The organism is Microbispora sp. CA-135349, assembly GCF_050947365.1.
In the GTDB taxonomy this organism is placed as follows: domain Bacteria; phylum Actinomycetota; class Actinomycetes; order Streptosporangiales; family Streptosporangiaceae; genus Microbispora.
In genome coordinates, this window is sequence record NZ_CP192001.1 from 1764452 (window position 1) to 1778690 (window position 14239).

Sequence of the window (14239 nt, forward strand, 5' to 3'; positions counted from 1 at the left end):
GGAGGGTGAAGGTCGTTCAGAAGTTGGAGATGACGGCGGTGAACACCTCGTCGATGCTCCCCGGCTTGCGTGAATCGTAGGCCGCCGCGTCGGTGGCCTGCGAAATCTTCCGCAGGACGTCCAGGTCGGCGTCACCGCCGTACGCGATGGTGAACATCCGCACGGTCTCCTGCCCGGCCTCCTTACGCAGGTCGGGCAGCAGGTTCTTCAGCGAGATGGAGTTGTTGTCCTCGTTCTTGCCGTCGGTCAGGAACACGACCGCGTTGATGGCGTCGCCGTTCTGGTGCCGCATGACGTGCTGGAACGACGCGAGGGCCGTGTCGTACAACCCCGTGCCGCCGTTGGGGATCAGGCCGTTGATGCGGCTCTTGAGCCGCGACGGGTTGTTCCTGCTCAGGGGGACGAGCTCGCGGTAGTCCTTGTCGCCGTCCTGCTTGAGGCTGAACATCCACAGGCCGACGCGGTCGTTCGGGCCGAACTGCGGCAATGCGTTGATCGCGGCCTGCTTGGCGAGGTCGAGCTTGGTCCTGCCGGTGCCGGCGACGTCGGCGCCCATCGAGCCGGAGACGTCCATCACCATCAGCACGTTGGCGGGCTTGCGCAGCTCGGCCCAGCTCCCGAGGATCCGGTCGAGCACCTGCGGAGTCGGCGTGCTGAGCGTGGTCGCGGGTTGCTTGGGGTCGAGGCCGTTGGCGGTCGTGATGAGGTCGCCCGGCTTGCCGTCGTGCGACCGGAAGGCGTACTTCTCGAACTCCCGCTGCCGCTCGGGCGCCTGAAGGTACTTCAGGAAGTCCGCCGCCGCGGCCTTCTTCGCCGCGTCCGCCCAGGACAGCACCGCGTACGGGTGGTCGGAGAAGAGCGTGCCCTCCTTGGGGTAGACGGCCACCAGCGGGACCTTCGGCTTGGCGTGGTCGCCGAGCGTCTTCGGATCGCCCGTCGGGTTGCCCTGGTTGTAGTCCCACACCGACTTCTCCTCCACCGTCACGGCGGAGATGTACGACATGGCCGTCCCCGAGTCGTCGGCGTGCTGGAGGTTGGACAGGAAGGTCAACGTGGTGTCGCCGTAGTGGACGATGGACCGCTCGACTCCCTTGACGAAGTCACGCGTCTTCGCCGCGGCGACGTCCCGCTCCGTCAGGTCGCCCGACAGCCCGGTGGCCGCGAAGTACGCCCCGATGGTCGCGTTCAGGCCGGAAGTGGAGAAGTTCGGGTTCGTCTTGCCGAGACGGAACTTTCCCCACTCGGGGTGGTCGTACTTCGCCCAGCCCCTCGGGTCGTTGGCGAGGTCCAGGACGTCCGACCAGCCGATCTTCTTCGTCGGCCAGCCGAGCGCCTGCGCCATCGGCTTCGGCATCGCGATGACCAGCGGGGACGTGGCCATCGTCGGGTTGTCCGCGGACACCGGCGACGCCTTGTCGCCGCCCTCGACGCGCTGTCGCAGGAGGGTGACCCAGCCGGTGCTCGCCGGCGTCCAGACGTCCGGCTTCGGGCCGTCCTGCCGCTCGTCCCAGCCGCGTGCCAGAGCCTGCATCGCCCCGCCCGACGCCTTGGAGTTCACGATCACGTCCACGCACTGCCCGTCCACCTTGTGGCCGTTGTAGTCGTTGGCCATCGTGCGCAGCAGCTCGGCCTTCTCGCTGGAGGCGGCGATGGTCAGCGTGATCCCGTCGTCGTCGCAGGCGCGCCTGGTCGCGTTCCCGCCCTCGTCGCGGCCGGCGTCCCCGCTGCCCGACGCCCCGCCGAACAGCAGCTTCAGCCCGACGATGAGCGCTCCCGCGAAGATGACCGCGATGACGAACGGAGCCACGCTGCGGCGGCGTTTCTGCTGCGGTGGGGGGTACACGGTCTCCTCCATTGCCACGGGATACCTGCATTTATCCCGACGAACGGCGGATCACGTTAGTTGCCGATCATCTCGTCTCGCTAACGCCCCAGCCCCGTTCCCCACTCATCCACAAGATTTTCGGTGATCCTGGGTAATGATGTGACCACTCTCAGTAAAGTTCCGTCTTGTGCCTAAGCTCGTTCATCAGCAGACCGTCGATTTCTTCCACGACCGGCCCACCGCCGCCGTGGAGCTGTTGCGCGAGGTCGGCGGCGTCGACCCGCCCCCGTTCGCCATGGCCACGGCAGAGGCGGTGGACGCCACGCAACTGATCCCCGTGGAGTACCGCGCGGACGCCGTCGTCGTCCTGCGCGACGGCTCGGGCATCGCCCGACTGGCGGTGATCGTCGAGGTGCAGTTGCGCCGCGACGCGCAAAAACGCTTCAGCTGGCCTGTGTACGCCGCCGCCCTGCGGGCCCGGCTGAAGTGTGACACTGCCCTGCTGGTCATCTGCCTCAACCGGGCGGTGGGCCGCTGGTGCGAGCAGCCCATTTCTATGGGGCCGAGCGGGACCGTCACCCCGGTGGCGATTCATTCCGACCGTCTGCCTCTGATCATCGACCCGGACGAGGCGCGCAGGCATCCGGAGCTGGCCGTGTTGTCGGTGGCCATGAACGGCGACCACCCCGACATCGACAAGGGTCTGGAAGCCATGCTGGAGGGTCTGAAGGGGGTGGGCCGGGAGGGCGTCCAGCTATATTTGAACTACGTGTTCGGCCAGATACCCACTGTAGCGGGCGAACGACTGAAGGAGCTCTTGATGACGGCGTCAGCCGACTACGAGAAGGTCATCGGTGACCGTTATTTCTCCGAATGGGTGAACAAGGGTCTGGAGCAGGGCCGCGAACAGGGTCGGGAAGAGGGCCGCGCGGAGGGCGAGATCGAGGCGATCCTCGCCGTGCTCGACGCGCGGGGCTTGGACATCCCTTCAGAAGCGCGTGAGCGGATCAGCCGATGCTCTGACCTGCACATACTCGGCAAGTGGATCCGCCGGGCGGCCACCGCGACGTCCGTGGACGACATCTTCCTCTGACGTCGGCCCGTTCAGGGCGAGATGCGTCGGTGGACGAGCTCGGCCAGGGTCGCGTGCACGTCCTCGACCGGCTGGTCGGGGCGCAGCGCGCGGCGCTCGATGGCGACGGTGAGCACCATGCCGAAGACGGCCGTGGCGGCGGTGCCGGTGTCGAACCCCGAGCGCAGCTCGCCTGCCGCCACCGCGTCCGCGAGGACGCGTTCGTACACCGCGAGCACGCTCGTCCGCAGCCGCAGGACGGCGTCCTGCCACGCCGCCCGCCACATCTCGGCCAGCAGCACCCGCGCGAACGGCCCGTACTCGTCGAAGAAGCGGAGCTGGGCGAGCATGAGCGCGTCGAGCACGGCGACCGGAGAGGTCGCGGGGCCGCGTGCGGCCTCGGCGAGGGCGCCGGCGAGCCGCTCGATCCCGTGGTCGAGCAGGCCGGCGAACAACGCCTCCTTGCTGCCGAAGTTGTAGAAGACGGTGCCCTTGGCCACTCCGGCGCGTTCGGCGATCGCGTCGACGGTCGTGGCGGCGAATCCCTGCTCGGCGATGAGGTCGGCCGCGGCCCGGTAGAGCCTCTGCCGGGTCTGGGCGCGCCTGCCGCCGGACGCCCGCACCGCGCCGGGACCGCCGGACCGGCCGGCGGGCGGTTCTTCCGCCTCGCCGCCGGGCGTGCCGCGGTCCTCGCCCGGGCCGTCCGCGGGGCGGCTCACAGCGAGAGCTCCGGCTTGAGGCGGCGCATCGACCACGTTCGGCCGCGGTGGACGGCGAGCACGGTGAGGGCGAGACCGAGGGCGACGAACGCGGACAGCACGCCGCAAGCCTGCCACACCACGGCGGTGTCGCCGCCGCTGATGAGACGGCGCATCGCCGACACCACCCAGCTCATCGGCAGCCACGGCGAAATGGCCTGGAAGAACCCGGGGGAGGTCTCGATCGGATAGGTGCCCGCCGACGAGGTGAGCTGCAGCATGAGCAGCGCCAGCACCGCCACCCGTCCGGGCGGCCCGAGCAGCGCGTTGACCGCCTGCACGACGGCGAGGAACGCCGCCGCGACCAGCACCAGGAAGGCCACCACGCCCGGCCAGTTCGCCGCCTCCAGCCCAAGGCCGAAGCGCAGCACGGCGAGCAGCACCGCCACCTGGAGCGTCCCCATCGCGAGCCCCGGCAGCCAGCCCGCGAGGGCCGTGCGCCACGCCGGCGCCGACCCGGCGAGCAGGCGCGGGTTGAGCGGCCGCAGCACCATGTACGTCACCATCGCGCCGACCCACAGCGCGAGCGGCACGAAGAACGGCGCGAACCCGGTCCCGTAGTTGTCCACCTCGTTGTCCACCTCGGTGGCGAGCCGGACGGGGTCGCTCATCATGTCCGTACGGCTGTCGCGCTCCCGGGTGCCGTAGTCGGGGATCCGGGCGGCTCCGTCGCCGAGCTTGCCGGCCAGTTCGCCCGAGCCGTCGGTCAGCTTGACCAGCCCGGAGTCGAGCGTGCCGGCCCCCCGCTGGAGTTTGCCGATGCCGTTGTCGAGCTTGCCCGCACCGGAGGCGAGTGAGGCGAGTCCGGTGGTGAGGCCGCTCGCTCCGTTGTCGAGCCTGGCGAGGCCGGTGGACAGGCTTCGGGCGCCGTTGTTCAGCGTGCCGAGGCCGTGCGACAGCGAGGAGGCCCCGTTCAGCGCCTTGCCCGCGCCGTCACGGAGGTCGGACGCTCCGTCGGCCAGTTGCCCGAGCCCCTTGTCCAGCTGGTTGAACGTGTCGCGGGCGTCCTCCAGTGCGCCGCCGAGGCCGGGCGCGGCGGAGGCGAGCTCGCGGGCGTCGTCCGCCACCGCCCGTGCCGTGCCGGCGAGGTCGTCGAGCCTGCCCGTCTGGGCGCCGAGGCGGTCCTCCAGCCGCCCGGCCGCCGACGCGAGGTCGCCGGCCGACCCGGCGGCCCGCTCCACCAGCGCGCGTAGCTCGGGGTCGGCGTCCGGATGGGCGTTCAGCCAGCGCTCGACGGCACGCAGGTCCTGCCGGGCCCCGCCGGCCGAGCCCCGCACCTCCTGCGGCAGGCCGTCGAGCGCGTCCGCGAAGCCGCCGGCGCCCTGCGCGAGGGTGAGCGCGGCCTGCCGGATGCGGTCGCCGTTCTTCTTCAGCACGGGGACGTACGTGTCGGCCGCCCGGTTGACGGTGGGAGACAGGGCGTGGACCTGGCGGTAGACCTCGCGATTACCCTCGGCCAGTTTGGCCGCCCCCTTGTCGAGAGCGGACAGGCCCTTGCGGAGGTCGGCCGCGCCGGTGGCCGCCTTCGACAGGCCGGCGGACAGGGAGGCCGAGCCGGTCCTGGCCTGGTGCAGCCCGCTCGCCAGCCGCTCCGACCCGCTGTGAAGGGCGTCCGCCCCGGATGACAGCGTGCCGGTCGCGTCCTGCGCGGACCTGAGCCCCTCGGCCAGCGAGGCGGCTCCGTCGCTCGCGGCGGCGGCTCCGTCGTGCAACCGGTCGGCTCCGTCGGCCGCCTGGGCGGTCTTGTCGTGCAGCTCGCCGAAGGACAGGAAGATCTGGTCCAGGTAGTCCTTGACCGCGCTGCGCCCGGCCGCCTCCTTGACCTCGCGGAACACCGCGTCCGAGATCGTCCGCATGATGTAGCTGCGCCCGGTGTCCACGCGTACGCCGAGCTGGGCCGGGCGCGGCGTGCCGTCACCGGAGGGCGAGGCGAGGTCGGCGCTGAAGTCGCCGGGAATCGTGAGCGACAGGTAGTAACGGCCCTCGCGGACGCCTCTGTCGGCCTCGGCCGCGTCGACTCGGTGCCAGGCGAACACCTCGCGCTCTTCCAGCTCGGCGGCGAGCTCCCGGCCCGCGTCCACCGTGTTCGCCGGGCCCTGCGCGGCGCCGGCGGCCGTGGCGGGACGATCCTCCACCACGAGGGCCACCGGCACGCGGTTCAGGTTCGCCTGGGGATCCCAGAACGACCACAGGTAGAGCCCCGCGTACAGCAGCGGCAGCATGACGACGGCGACCAGCGCGGCCCTGGTGAGCCGCGAGCGCATGAACCTGCGCAGTTCGAGCCGGCCGGGAAGGGGAACGCTCATCGCCGTTCAGCTTTCTCGGTGTCGTCCCCGGCGACCGGGGGCGGGGGAACGGGCAGCGGCAGCAGTGCGGTGGCGACGCCGCTCGCCTCTTCGGCGTCCGTGCACGCCGCGATGACCGTGAGCCCCCCGTCGGCCAGGCCGCGGAGCGTGTCCCACAGCTCGTGGCGCCTGCCCGCGGGGATCCCGGTGTCGGCGTCGTCCACGAGGAGCAGGCCGGGCTGGTCGAGCAGGGCGAGCGCGACGCCCAGCCGCACCGCCTGATCACGGGTGAGCTCTCTGACCGGCGTCCGATCACCGTGCGGCAGCGCGTCCGGATCGAGCCGGGCGTGTGCGAGCGCCGACCGACCCGCGTCCGGGTGCCGCCTGCGCCACAGGAACCCGTGCGTGCGCGACCGCTCCTGCAGGTGCTCCCGTACGGACAGGGCGTCGTCGAGGGGGTTCACCTGCGGGAAGAGCCCCAGGGCCGAGACCTGCCTGATTCTGCGGGGTGCCGCGAGGCCGCCCACGGTGAGCGTCCCCTCGGCGGGCTTCATTCGTCCCGCGAGGGTGAGCAACAGGCTCGTACGGCCGCTGCCCGCCTCACCCGTGACGACGGTGAGCGTTCCGGGAGCCGCGTGCAGCGAGACGTGCCGGTAGACCCAGCCGTGACCGCCCCGCACGCCCAGCCCGCGCGCCGCCACCTCGACACCGCCGAAGACCGCGCCGGGCGGATCGGAGGGTGTTCCGGCAGAGGGTGTGGCGACGTTCCCCGAGCCCCCGGCATCCACGTCGACTCTCCCTTCTTTGGACTGACCAGTCGGTACAAAACATAGCGCCGGAAGCGCGTGGTCCTGTGCCCGGTCATGGTGTGATCTCACCTACATCCGCGGGTGAGCGGTGGCGCGGAGGCCGTGCGCCGGGGCGCGACCGGCGGCTCGTGTTTCATGAAAATTTCACGGAGAAGGCCGTGGCGTGTCGGCCCCCACCTGGCCAAATCGTCGAGTGTCCTGAAGCGGATCGTCATCGTGTGACACGTGGCATTGACCCGGGTTCCCGTGGTCCGTAACTTAAGCCGCGTTCCTGTTCATGGATGTTGTTCACATTCATGAATTCCCCCAGCGGGACCAGGAGTGGCGCCGCCACCGCCTCGGTCAGGGGTCCTGCACGACCTGCGAGGAGCACGGCTTTGAGAAGGAGTACCAGAACCGGAGTCGGGGTGATCGGCACCGTCGTCGGGGTCGCCGCCCTGGTCGGAGGCGTCTTCACCGGCGTCTCCAACGCGGCGCCGAGCGCGGGCGCCTACCGGATCGTGAACGGCGCGAGCGGCCTGTGCCTCACGGTTCCGGGCAGCAGCGGCTCCGACGGCGTGCAGCTCACGGTCTCCGGCTGCAACGGCGCGAGCAACCAGACCTGGAACCTGTCCACCCAGGGCAGCGGCTTCCGCCTGGCCGCCGGCAACAGCGGCAAGTGCGCCGGGGTCGCCGGGGCCTCCACCTCCGCGGGCAAGGCCGTCCAGCAGGAGTCGTGCACCGGCTCCTCGTCGCAGACCTGGGAACTCACCGCCTCGGGCTCCAACTATCGGGTGGTCAACGCCAACAGCGACAAGTGCCTGAACACCAAGGACAACTCGACGTCTTCAGGCGCCCTGGCACAGCAGAACTCCTGCGACTCGGCCGCCACCAAGCAGTGGACCCTCCAGCCGGCCGGGTCCCAGCCGTCGTCGACTCCCACCGCCACGCCGACGAGCAGCCCGACCACCAATCCGACGCCGCCGTCGGGCTGGCCCAGCCCGCAGGGCTCGCAGGCGGTCACCAGCACGATCAGCGTCTCCGGCACCATGGACGGCGGCCTGAAGCGCTACTACGCCAGCGGAAGCATGGGTGACGGCGGGCAGAGCGAGAGCCAGAAGCCGATCTTCGAGCTGGCCAACGGCGCGACGCTCAAAAACGTCATCATCGGCTCGCCCGCCGCGGACGGCATCCACTGCCTGGGCAGCTGCACACTGCAGAACGTCTGGTGGGAGGACGTCGGCGAGGACGCCGCGACCCTGCTGGGCAGCTCGTCGTCGCAGGTCATGACCATCGACGGCGGCGGTGCGAAGAGCGCCTCCGACAAGGTGTTCCAGCACAACGGCCCCGGCACGATGATCATCAAGAACTTCCAGGTGGACAACTTCGGGAAGCTCTACCGCGCCTGCGGCAACTGCACGAACTCCTATCAGCGGCACGTCCAGATGTCGAACATCGTGGCGACCTACCCCGGCAAGGCGCTCGCGGGCATCAACACCAACTGGGGCGACACCGCGCGCTTCTCGAACATCACGATCAAGAACGACCCCAACCACAAGATGATCGTGTGCCTGAAGTACAAGGGTGTGCCGAAGGGCAGCGAGCCGAGCGAGATCGGTAGCGGCGCCGACGGGACGAACTGCATCTACAGCTCCTCCGACATCCACTACCAGTAAGCGCGCCGACCGGTCCCGGGGTCCCCGGGACCAGGCGTGACGGCGGTGCGGGAAAGACGGAAGGCCCGGTGGTCCCCCCGGCCACCGGGCCTTCCGCGTCTGAACGATCGGTGTCAGGCCGCGCCGTGCCAGCCGCCGTAGTCGGCGAGGAACAGCGCCTCGGTCGTGATGATGCGGCGCAGCTCCTCCAGCACCACCCGCTCGTTGGGCGCGTGGATCGAGGCACCGTCGTCCTCGGCGCCGTACAGCAGGATCTCGGCCTTGGGGAACTGCCGGGCGAGGGCCGCCACCAGCGGGATCGAGCCGCCCTGGCCGACCTGACGCGGCGCCCGGCCGAAGGCGCGCTCCAGCGCCCGCTCCGCGGCGTTCATGGCCGGCCCGCCCGGCTCGATCTGGAAGCCGGAGCCGCTGACGAAGTCGCCGAAGGAGACCTTGACCCCCCACGGTGCGACCTTCTCCAGGAAGGCCGTCACGTCGTTCAACGCCTGCCTCGCGTTCCCGCCGGCGGGGATGCGGACCGTGACGCGGGCCCGGGCCACCGCCTGAACCGCGTTGATCGCCCCGGTCACGGTCGGCACGTCGAGCCCGGTCACCGTGATCGCGTACGACGCCCAGAGCCGGTCGGCGAGCGAGCCGCCGCCGACCAGCGACACGCCGTCGAGCACCCCGGCGAGCGCACGGAACTCCTCCTCGGTAGGAGCCGTGCCGGGGAAGACCCCCGATTCGAGGCCGGGCACCCGGACGTTCCCCTGGTCGTCGTGCAGAGCGGTCAGCATGCGCATGAGCGCGGCCAGCGCGTCGGGGGCGGCGCCGCCGAACGCGCCGCTGTGCACGGCCTCGGCGAGGGTGCGCACCTCGACGGTGAACGCCGCCATGCCGCGCAGCGACGTGGTGAGAGAAGGGTCGCCCACCTGAGGGTTGCCGACGTCGGCGATGACCATGGCGTCGGCGCGCAGCAGGTCGGGGTTGGCCTCGACGAACGCCTCCAGGCGCTCGCCGGCGTACTCCTCCTGGCCCTCCACGATGACCTTCACCCCGACCGGGAACCGGCCGTTGAAGGCGCGCAGCGCGGACACGTGGGTGATGACACCGCTCTTGTCGTCGGCCGCGCCCCGGCCGTACATGATCCCGTCGACGACCGTGGGCTCGAACGGCGGGGTGCGCCACAGGGCGAGGTCGCCCGCGGGCTGCACGTCGTAGTGCGCGTAGAGCAGCACGGTCGGGGCCCCGTCCGGAGCCGGCGCCTCGGCGAACACCGCGGGGAAGCTGCCCTCGATCGGGATCTGCCGGACGTGCGGGAGACCGGCGGCGCGCAGCAGCCGCTCCACGAGCGCCGCGGCCTCCAGGACCGGGGCCTCGGAGTGGCCGGGGAACGCGACGGACGGGATGGCGACCAGGCGTCCGAGGTCCTCGACCGTCTGCGGCATGCCCTCCTCGACGGCGCGCTCGATCTCCTCTGGTGTCACGGCGTTCTCCCGGATGTACGTGGATCTTCCCGGCTGGGTCGACCCCATTTGACCACAGGGTGTGGCGGGCCCATCTCCCACGTCTTGACGGCCTCAATCTACCGTGACGGATTTCGTTGCCGTTACATGTCGATGTAGCGGAATCCGAACTTCTTGCACATTGGAGCTACGCAATCACTTGGCAAAACGCGGAAGTGGCGTGCACACTGTCCACAGCGACAGATCACCTGAGGGAAGGTTGCGATGACGCGCCCCGACGTTCTCAAGGCCGCACACGACAATCTCTGGATGCACTTCACGCGCCACTCCTCCTACGAGGGAGGGGAGGTGCCCATGATCGTGCGCGGCGAGGGCGCCTACGTCTACGACATCCACGGCAAGCGGTACCTCGACGGCCTGGCCGGACTGTTCGTGGTCCAGGTGGGCCACGGCCGCGCCGAACTGGCCGAGGCCGCCGCCAAGCAGGCCCAGGAGCTCGCGTTCTTCCCGCTGTGGTCGTACGCGCATCCGAAGGCCGCCGAGCTCGCCGCGCGGCTCGCGGAGCTCACCCCCGGCGACCTGAACCGCGTCTTCTTCACCACCGGCGGCGGTGAGGCAGTCGAGTCGGCCTGGAAGCTGGCCAAGCAGTACTACAAGCTCAAGGGCAAGCCGCTGAAGACCAAGGTCGTCAGCCGGGCCATCGCCTACCACGGCACCCCGCAGGGCGCGCTGTCGATCACCGGCATCCCGGCGCTCAAGCAGGTCTTCGAGCCGCTGGTGCCGGGCGCGATCAAGGCCCCCAACACGAACCTCTACCGCGCCGACGAGATCTCCGGCTTCCCCGGCCTGGAGAAGGACGCCGAGGCGTTCGGCCGCTGGGCCGCCGACCAGGTCGGCAAGGCCATCGAGATGGAGGGCCCGGACACCGTGGCCGCCGTCTTCGTCGAGCCGGTGCAGAACGCCGGCGGCTGCTTCCCGCCGCCCCCCGGATACTTCCGGCGTCTGCGCGAGATCTGCGACGCCCACGACGTGCTGCTCGTGTCGGACGAGGTCATCTGCGCCTTCGGCCGCCTGGGCACGATGTTCGGCGGCCAGAAGTTCGACTACGTGCCGGACATCATCACCTGCGCCAAGGGCCTGACCAGCGGTTACTCGCCCATCGGCGCGATGATCGCCTCGGAGCGGCTGTTCGAGCCGTTCAAGCACGGCACCGAGACCTTCGCGCACGGCTACACCTTCGGCGGCCATCCGGTGTCGGCCGCCGTCGCCCTGGCCAACCTCGACATCTTCGAGCGGGAGGGCCTGCTTGAGCACGTCACGGCCAACGAGCCGGTGTTCAAGGCGACCCTCGACCGGCTGCTGGACCTGCCGATCGTCGGCGACGTCCGCGGCTCGGGCTACTTCTACGGGATCGAGCTGGTCAAGGACAAGTCCACCAAGCGGACGTTCAACGAGGAGGAGTCGGAGCGCATGCTGCGCGGCTTCCTCTCGAAGGCGCTCTTCGACGCCGGCCTGTACTGCCGGGCGGACGACCGTGGGGACCCGGTCGTGCAGCTCGCCCCGCCGCTGATCTGCGGCCCCAAGGAGTTCGACGAGATCGAGTCGATCCTCCGTTCGGTGCTCACCGAGGCGTGGGCCCGCCTGTAGACCATGGAGCTCGTGCGGCCGGGTAGGGGGCGACCGTGACGAGTGACCGCCTGAAAGGACACAACTCATGAAGATCGGTGTGCCCGCCGAGGTCAAGAACCACGAATACCGCGTCGCCGCCACCCCGGCCGGCGTCCACGAGCTCGTCCGTCACGGCCACGAGGTCAGCGTCCAGCGCGGCGCCGGCCTCGGCTCCTCCATCACCGACGAGGAGTACCTCGCCGCCGGCGCCAAGCTCGTCGACGCCGCCGATGAGGTGTGGGCCGAGTCCGAGATGATTCTCAAGGTCAAGGAGCCGGTCGAGGAGGAGTATCACCGGCTCCGCGCGGACCAGATCCTGTTCACCTACCTCCACCTGGCCGCCTCCCGGCCCTGCACGGACGCGCTGCTCGCGGCCGGCACCACCGCCATCGCGTACGAGACCGTCCAGGTCGGCAACGGGCTGCCGCTGCTGGCCCCGATGTCGGAGGTCGCGGGCCGGCTCGCGCCCCAGGTCGGCGCGTACAACCTGATGCGCTTCAACGGCGGCCGCGGTGTGCTCCCCGGCGGGGTGCCCGGCGTGGCCCCGGCGAAGGTCGTCGTGATCGGCGGCGGTGTCTCCGGCCTCAACGCGGCGCAGATCGCCGTCGGCATGGGCGCGGACGTGACGATCCTCGACATCAACATCGACCGGCTGCGCTTCATCGACGCCGTCTACCAGGGCCGGCTGAAGACGCTGGTCTCGACGCAGTACGCGATCGAGCGGGCCGTGCTCGAGGCCGACCTGGTCGTCGGCGCCGTCCTCATCCCGGGCGCGAAGGCCCCGACGCTCGTCTCCAACGAGCTGGTCTCCCGCATGAAGCCGGGCTCCGTGCTCGTCGACATCGCCATCGACCAGGGCGGTTGTTTCGAGGACTCCCGCCCGACCACGCACGACGACCCGACGTTCCGGGTGCACGAGTCGGTGTTCTACTGCGTGGCGAACATGCCGGGCTCGGTGGCCAACACCTCCACCTACGCCCTGACGAACGCGACCCTGCCCTATGCCGTCAGGCTCGCCGACAAGGGCTGGAAGGACGCGCTGCGCGGCGACGAGGCGCTCGGCCTGGGCCTCAACACCCACGCCGGCGTGCTCACCAACGAACCGGTCGCGGCGGCGCACGACCTGTCGTACACGCCGGTCGCGGAGATCCTCGCCGCCTGACCGCATGCGGGAGTGTCTGGCGAACCGGGTTCGTCAGACACGACCGAGCTCGAGACGGCCGCGCAGATTCCTCGCGGTGCCGAGCACGTGCTCGACCTCGGCGGGTGTGGGCCACGGGGCCGTGCCCGGCCGCAGCAGCGTGGCTCGCACCAGGGCGAGATGCTCGATCGCGGCTCGGTGCAGCCCGCTCGCCCGTGCGAGCCATCCCACGATGTCCGCAGGGACGGCCGCGTCCGCATCGGGTGCGGCGGATGACGCCCCGATCGGGAGGTCGAAACAGGGCAGGCCGCCGAGCTCCCCGGTGACCAGATCCCACGTGCCGAGGATCTCGACCAGGTCCGCGGGCTCCGCCGCCGCGTCGCCGCGTCTGCGCGCCGCCGCCACGGCGAGTTCGGCGCGTGCGGCCTGCGCGGGTTCCGCGGGCCGGCTCCAGTACGGCGGGGGCGGGTCGAGCAGGCATTCCTCGGCCTCCGGGGAAGCGCCGAGCAGGGGCAGCAGCATCCGCAGTTCGACCATGGCGCCATGGTGTCCGCGCTCGGCCGCCCGTCTGAACCAGTGACGCGCGCCCTTCAGGTCGTTGTGCTCCGCGACGAGCAGCAGCCCGAAGCGGAAGGCGGCCTCGGGGTCGTCGGCCGCGGCCTGCCCGTACCAGTGGGCGGCCGCCGGTTTGTCGTCCATCCGGGTGCAGGCGAGGCCGGCCATCCTGCGTGCGTCCGGCCGCCCGGTCCGCGCCGCCCGCTCGAAGCAGGCACGCGCCGTGGGCAGGTCGCCCCGGCACAGGGCCAGGTCGCCGAGCCGGAAGGCCGCGCCGGGGTGGTCGGCGCGGGCGGCAAGGCGGTAGAACGCCGCCGCGCCCTTCTCGTCGCGGGCCGCGTGCAGGAGCAGGGCCATGTCGTAGGCGGCCTCCGCGTGGCCGCCTCGCGCCGCGTACTCCCACCAGTGCAGCGCCTCGGCCTCGTCGCCCGCGGCGTAGCCGAGGAAACCCAGGTCGTGGGCCGAGCGCAGGTCGCCGTCCAGGGCCGCCCTGAAGTGCCAGCGCCGGGCGCCCATGCCGTCGCCCTGGTCCTCGCACAGCAGGGCCAGCCGCCGGGCCGCGTGACGGGAGCCGTCCTCGGCCGCCCGCTCGAACCACGTGCGCGCTCCGTCGGTGTCGCCACGCCGCTCCAGCAGCAGGGAGGCCAGATTCGTCGCCGCGTCCGCGTCGCCGGTGCCTGCGGCCAGTTCGAACCAGCCGATGGCCTCCTCGGTCGTCCCGTGTGTGCGGTGCCACAGCCCCAGGTTGTAGGCGCTGTCGACGTTGCCCGCCCGCGCCGCCCGTTCCCACCAGTGCCGGGCGCCCAGTCGGTCGTCGCGCTCCGCGCACAGCCGGCCCAGCCGGTGCGCCGCGTCGCGGTCGCCGCATCGGGCCCTGTCGACCAGGTTCGCCTCGGCCGGATCCAGGGGTTCAGGGGTACGCGGGACCGGTAACCCGGCCCACGCTGTCGCCTCCGTCGCTCCCACTAGTGTCATGGGAGACAGGGTGACACGTAACCGAGTCGTCACGGAGTGTTATTGGGAAGA

General features: G+C 70.9%; 10 protein-coding genes. 4 read left to right on the forward strand and 6 right to left on the reverse strand.

Annotated elements, in window-relative coordinates; genetic code table 11:
- Positions 1-16: 16 nt before the first annotated feature.
- Complete coding sequence (locus tag ACQPZZ_RS08595) at positions 17-1855, reverse strand: extracellular solute-binding protein (protein ID WP_432930527.1); 1839 nt, start codon at positions 1853-1855, stop codon at positions 17-19.
- A gap of 217 nt (positions 1856-2072) precedes the next feature.
- Here ACQPZZ_RS08595 and ACQPZZ_RS08600 point away from each other — a divergent pair, with 217 nt between their 5' ends.
- On the forward strand, positions 2073-2918 hold the full coding sequence (locus tag ACQPZZ_RS08600) for a hypothetical protein (protein ID WP_432930529.1): 846 nt from the start codon (positions 2073-2075) through the stop codon (positions 2916-2918).
- Positions 2919-2929: 11 nt separating this feature from the next.
- Here ACQPZZ_RS08600 and ACQPZZ_RS08605 read toward each other — a convergent pair whose 3' ends face one another.
- From ACQPZZ_RS08605 to ACQPZZ_RS08615, 3 genes are read right to left on the reverse strand one after another with little or no spacing between them, the layout of a single operon-like run.
- Positions 2930-3616 carry a TetR/AcrR family transcriptional regulator gene (locus ACQPZZ_RS08605; RefSeq protein WP_432930531.1) on the reverse strand — a complete coding sequence of 229 codons (687 nt, stop codon included), beginning with the start codon at positions 3614-3616 and terminating at the stop codon, positions 2930-2932.
- The gene (locus ACQPZZ_RS08610; protein ID WP_432930533.1) at positions 3613-5961 is read right to left on the reverse strand and encodes a YhgE/Pip family protein; all 2349 of its coding nucleotides are present in this window, start codon (positions 5959-5961) and stop codon (positions 3613-3615) included. The genes ACQPZZ_RS08605 and ACQPZZ_RS08610 overlap by 4 nt, the downstream gene beginning before the upstream one ends.
- Positions 5958-6728 (reverse strand): ABC transporter ATP-binding protein, encoded by a 771-nt coding sequence (locus ACQPZZ_RS08615; RefSeq protein ID WP_432930535.1) that lies wholly within the window; start codon positions 6726-6728, stop codon positions 5958-5960. Before ACQPZZ_RS08615 ends, ACQPZZ_RS08610 begins: the two co-directional genes overlap by 4 nt.
- Positions 6729-7126: 398 nt before the next feature.
- Between ACQPZZ_RS08615 and ACQPZZ_RS08620 the strand changes: the two genes are divergently transcribed.
- Positions 7127-8404: a pectate lyase gene (locus tag ACQPZZ_RS08620; protein WP_432930536.1), complete on the forward strand. Its 1278-nt coding sequence runs from the start codon at positions 7127-7129 to the stop codon at positions 8402-8404.
- Between the two features lie 113 nt (positions 8405-8517).
- Here the strand turns inward: ACQPZZ_RS08620 and ACQPZZ_RS08625 are convergent, their stop codons facing one another.
- Positions 8518-9870 carry a M20/M25/M40 family metallo-hydrolase gene (locus tag ACQPZZ_RS08625; protein WP_432930538.1) on the reverse strand — a complete coding sequence of 451 codons (1353 nt, stop codon included), beginning with the start codon at positions 9868-9870 and terminating at the stop codon, positions 8518-8520.
- A 243-nt stretch (positions 9871-10113) separates the two neighbouring features.
- On the opposite strand from ACQPZZ_RS08625, the gene ACQPZZ_RS08630 reads away from it, so the two are divergent.
- Both ACQPZZ_RS08630 and ald read left to right on the forward strand, forming a co-directional pair.
- Entirely contained in the window at positions 10114-11496 is a 1383-nt protein-coding gene (locus tag ACQPZZ_RS08630) for an aspartate aminotransferase family protein (RefSeq protein ID WP_432930539.1), read from the forward strand.
- A gap of 67 nt (positions 11497-11563) precedes the next feature.
- Positions 11564-12679 (forward strand): alanine dehydrogenase, encoded by a 1116-nt coding sequence (ald, locus tag ACQPZZ_RS08635; protein WP_363646188.1) that lies wholly within the window; start codon positions 11564-11566, stop codon positions 12677-12679.
- Between the two features lie 33 nt (positions 12680-12712).
- On the opposite strand, the gene ACQPZZ_RS08640 is transcribed toward ald, so the two are convergent.
- The gene (locus ACQPZZ_RS08640) at positions 12713-14188 is read right to left on the reverse strand and encodes a tetratricopeptide repeat protein (protein ID WP_432930541.1); all 1476 of its coding nucleotides are present in this window, start codon (positions 14186-14188) and stop codon (positions 12713-12715) included.
- Positions 14189-14239 lie beyond the last annotated feature (51 nt).

What these genes read in the sequence shown, in the direction of transcription:
- ACQPZZ_RS08595 (WP_432930527.1), bottom strand. Translation starts at nt 1,855, where the DNA reads ATGGAGGAGACCGTGTACCCCCCACCGCAGCAGAAACGCCGCCGCAGC.
- ACQPZZ_RS08610 (WP_432930533.1), bottom strand. Translation starts at nt 5,961, where the DNA reads ATGAGCGTTCCCCTTCCCGGCCGGCTCGAACTGCGCAGGTTCATGCGC.
- ACQPZZ_RS08630 (WP_432930539.1), top strand. Translation starts at nt 10,114, where the DNA reads ATGACGCGCCCCGACGTTCTCAAGGCCGCACACGACAATCTCTGGATG.
- ald (WP_363646188.1), top strand. Translation starts at nt 11,564, where the DNA reads ATGAAGATCGGTGTGCCCGCCGAGGTCAAGAACCACGAATACCGCGTC.
- ACQPZZ_RS08640 (WP_432930541.1), bottom strand. Translation starts at nt 14,188, where the DNA reads ATGACACTAGTGGGAGCGACGGAGGCGACAGCGTGGGCCGGGTTACCG.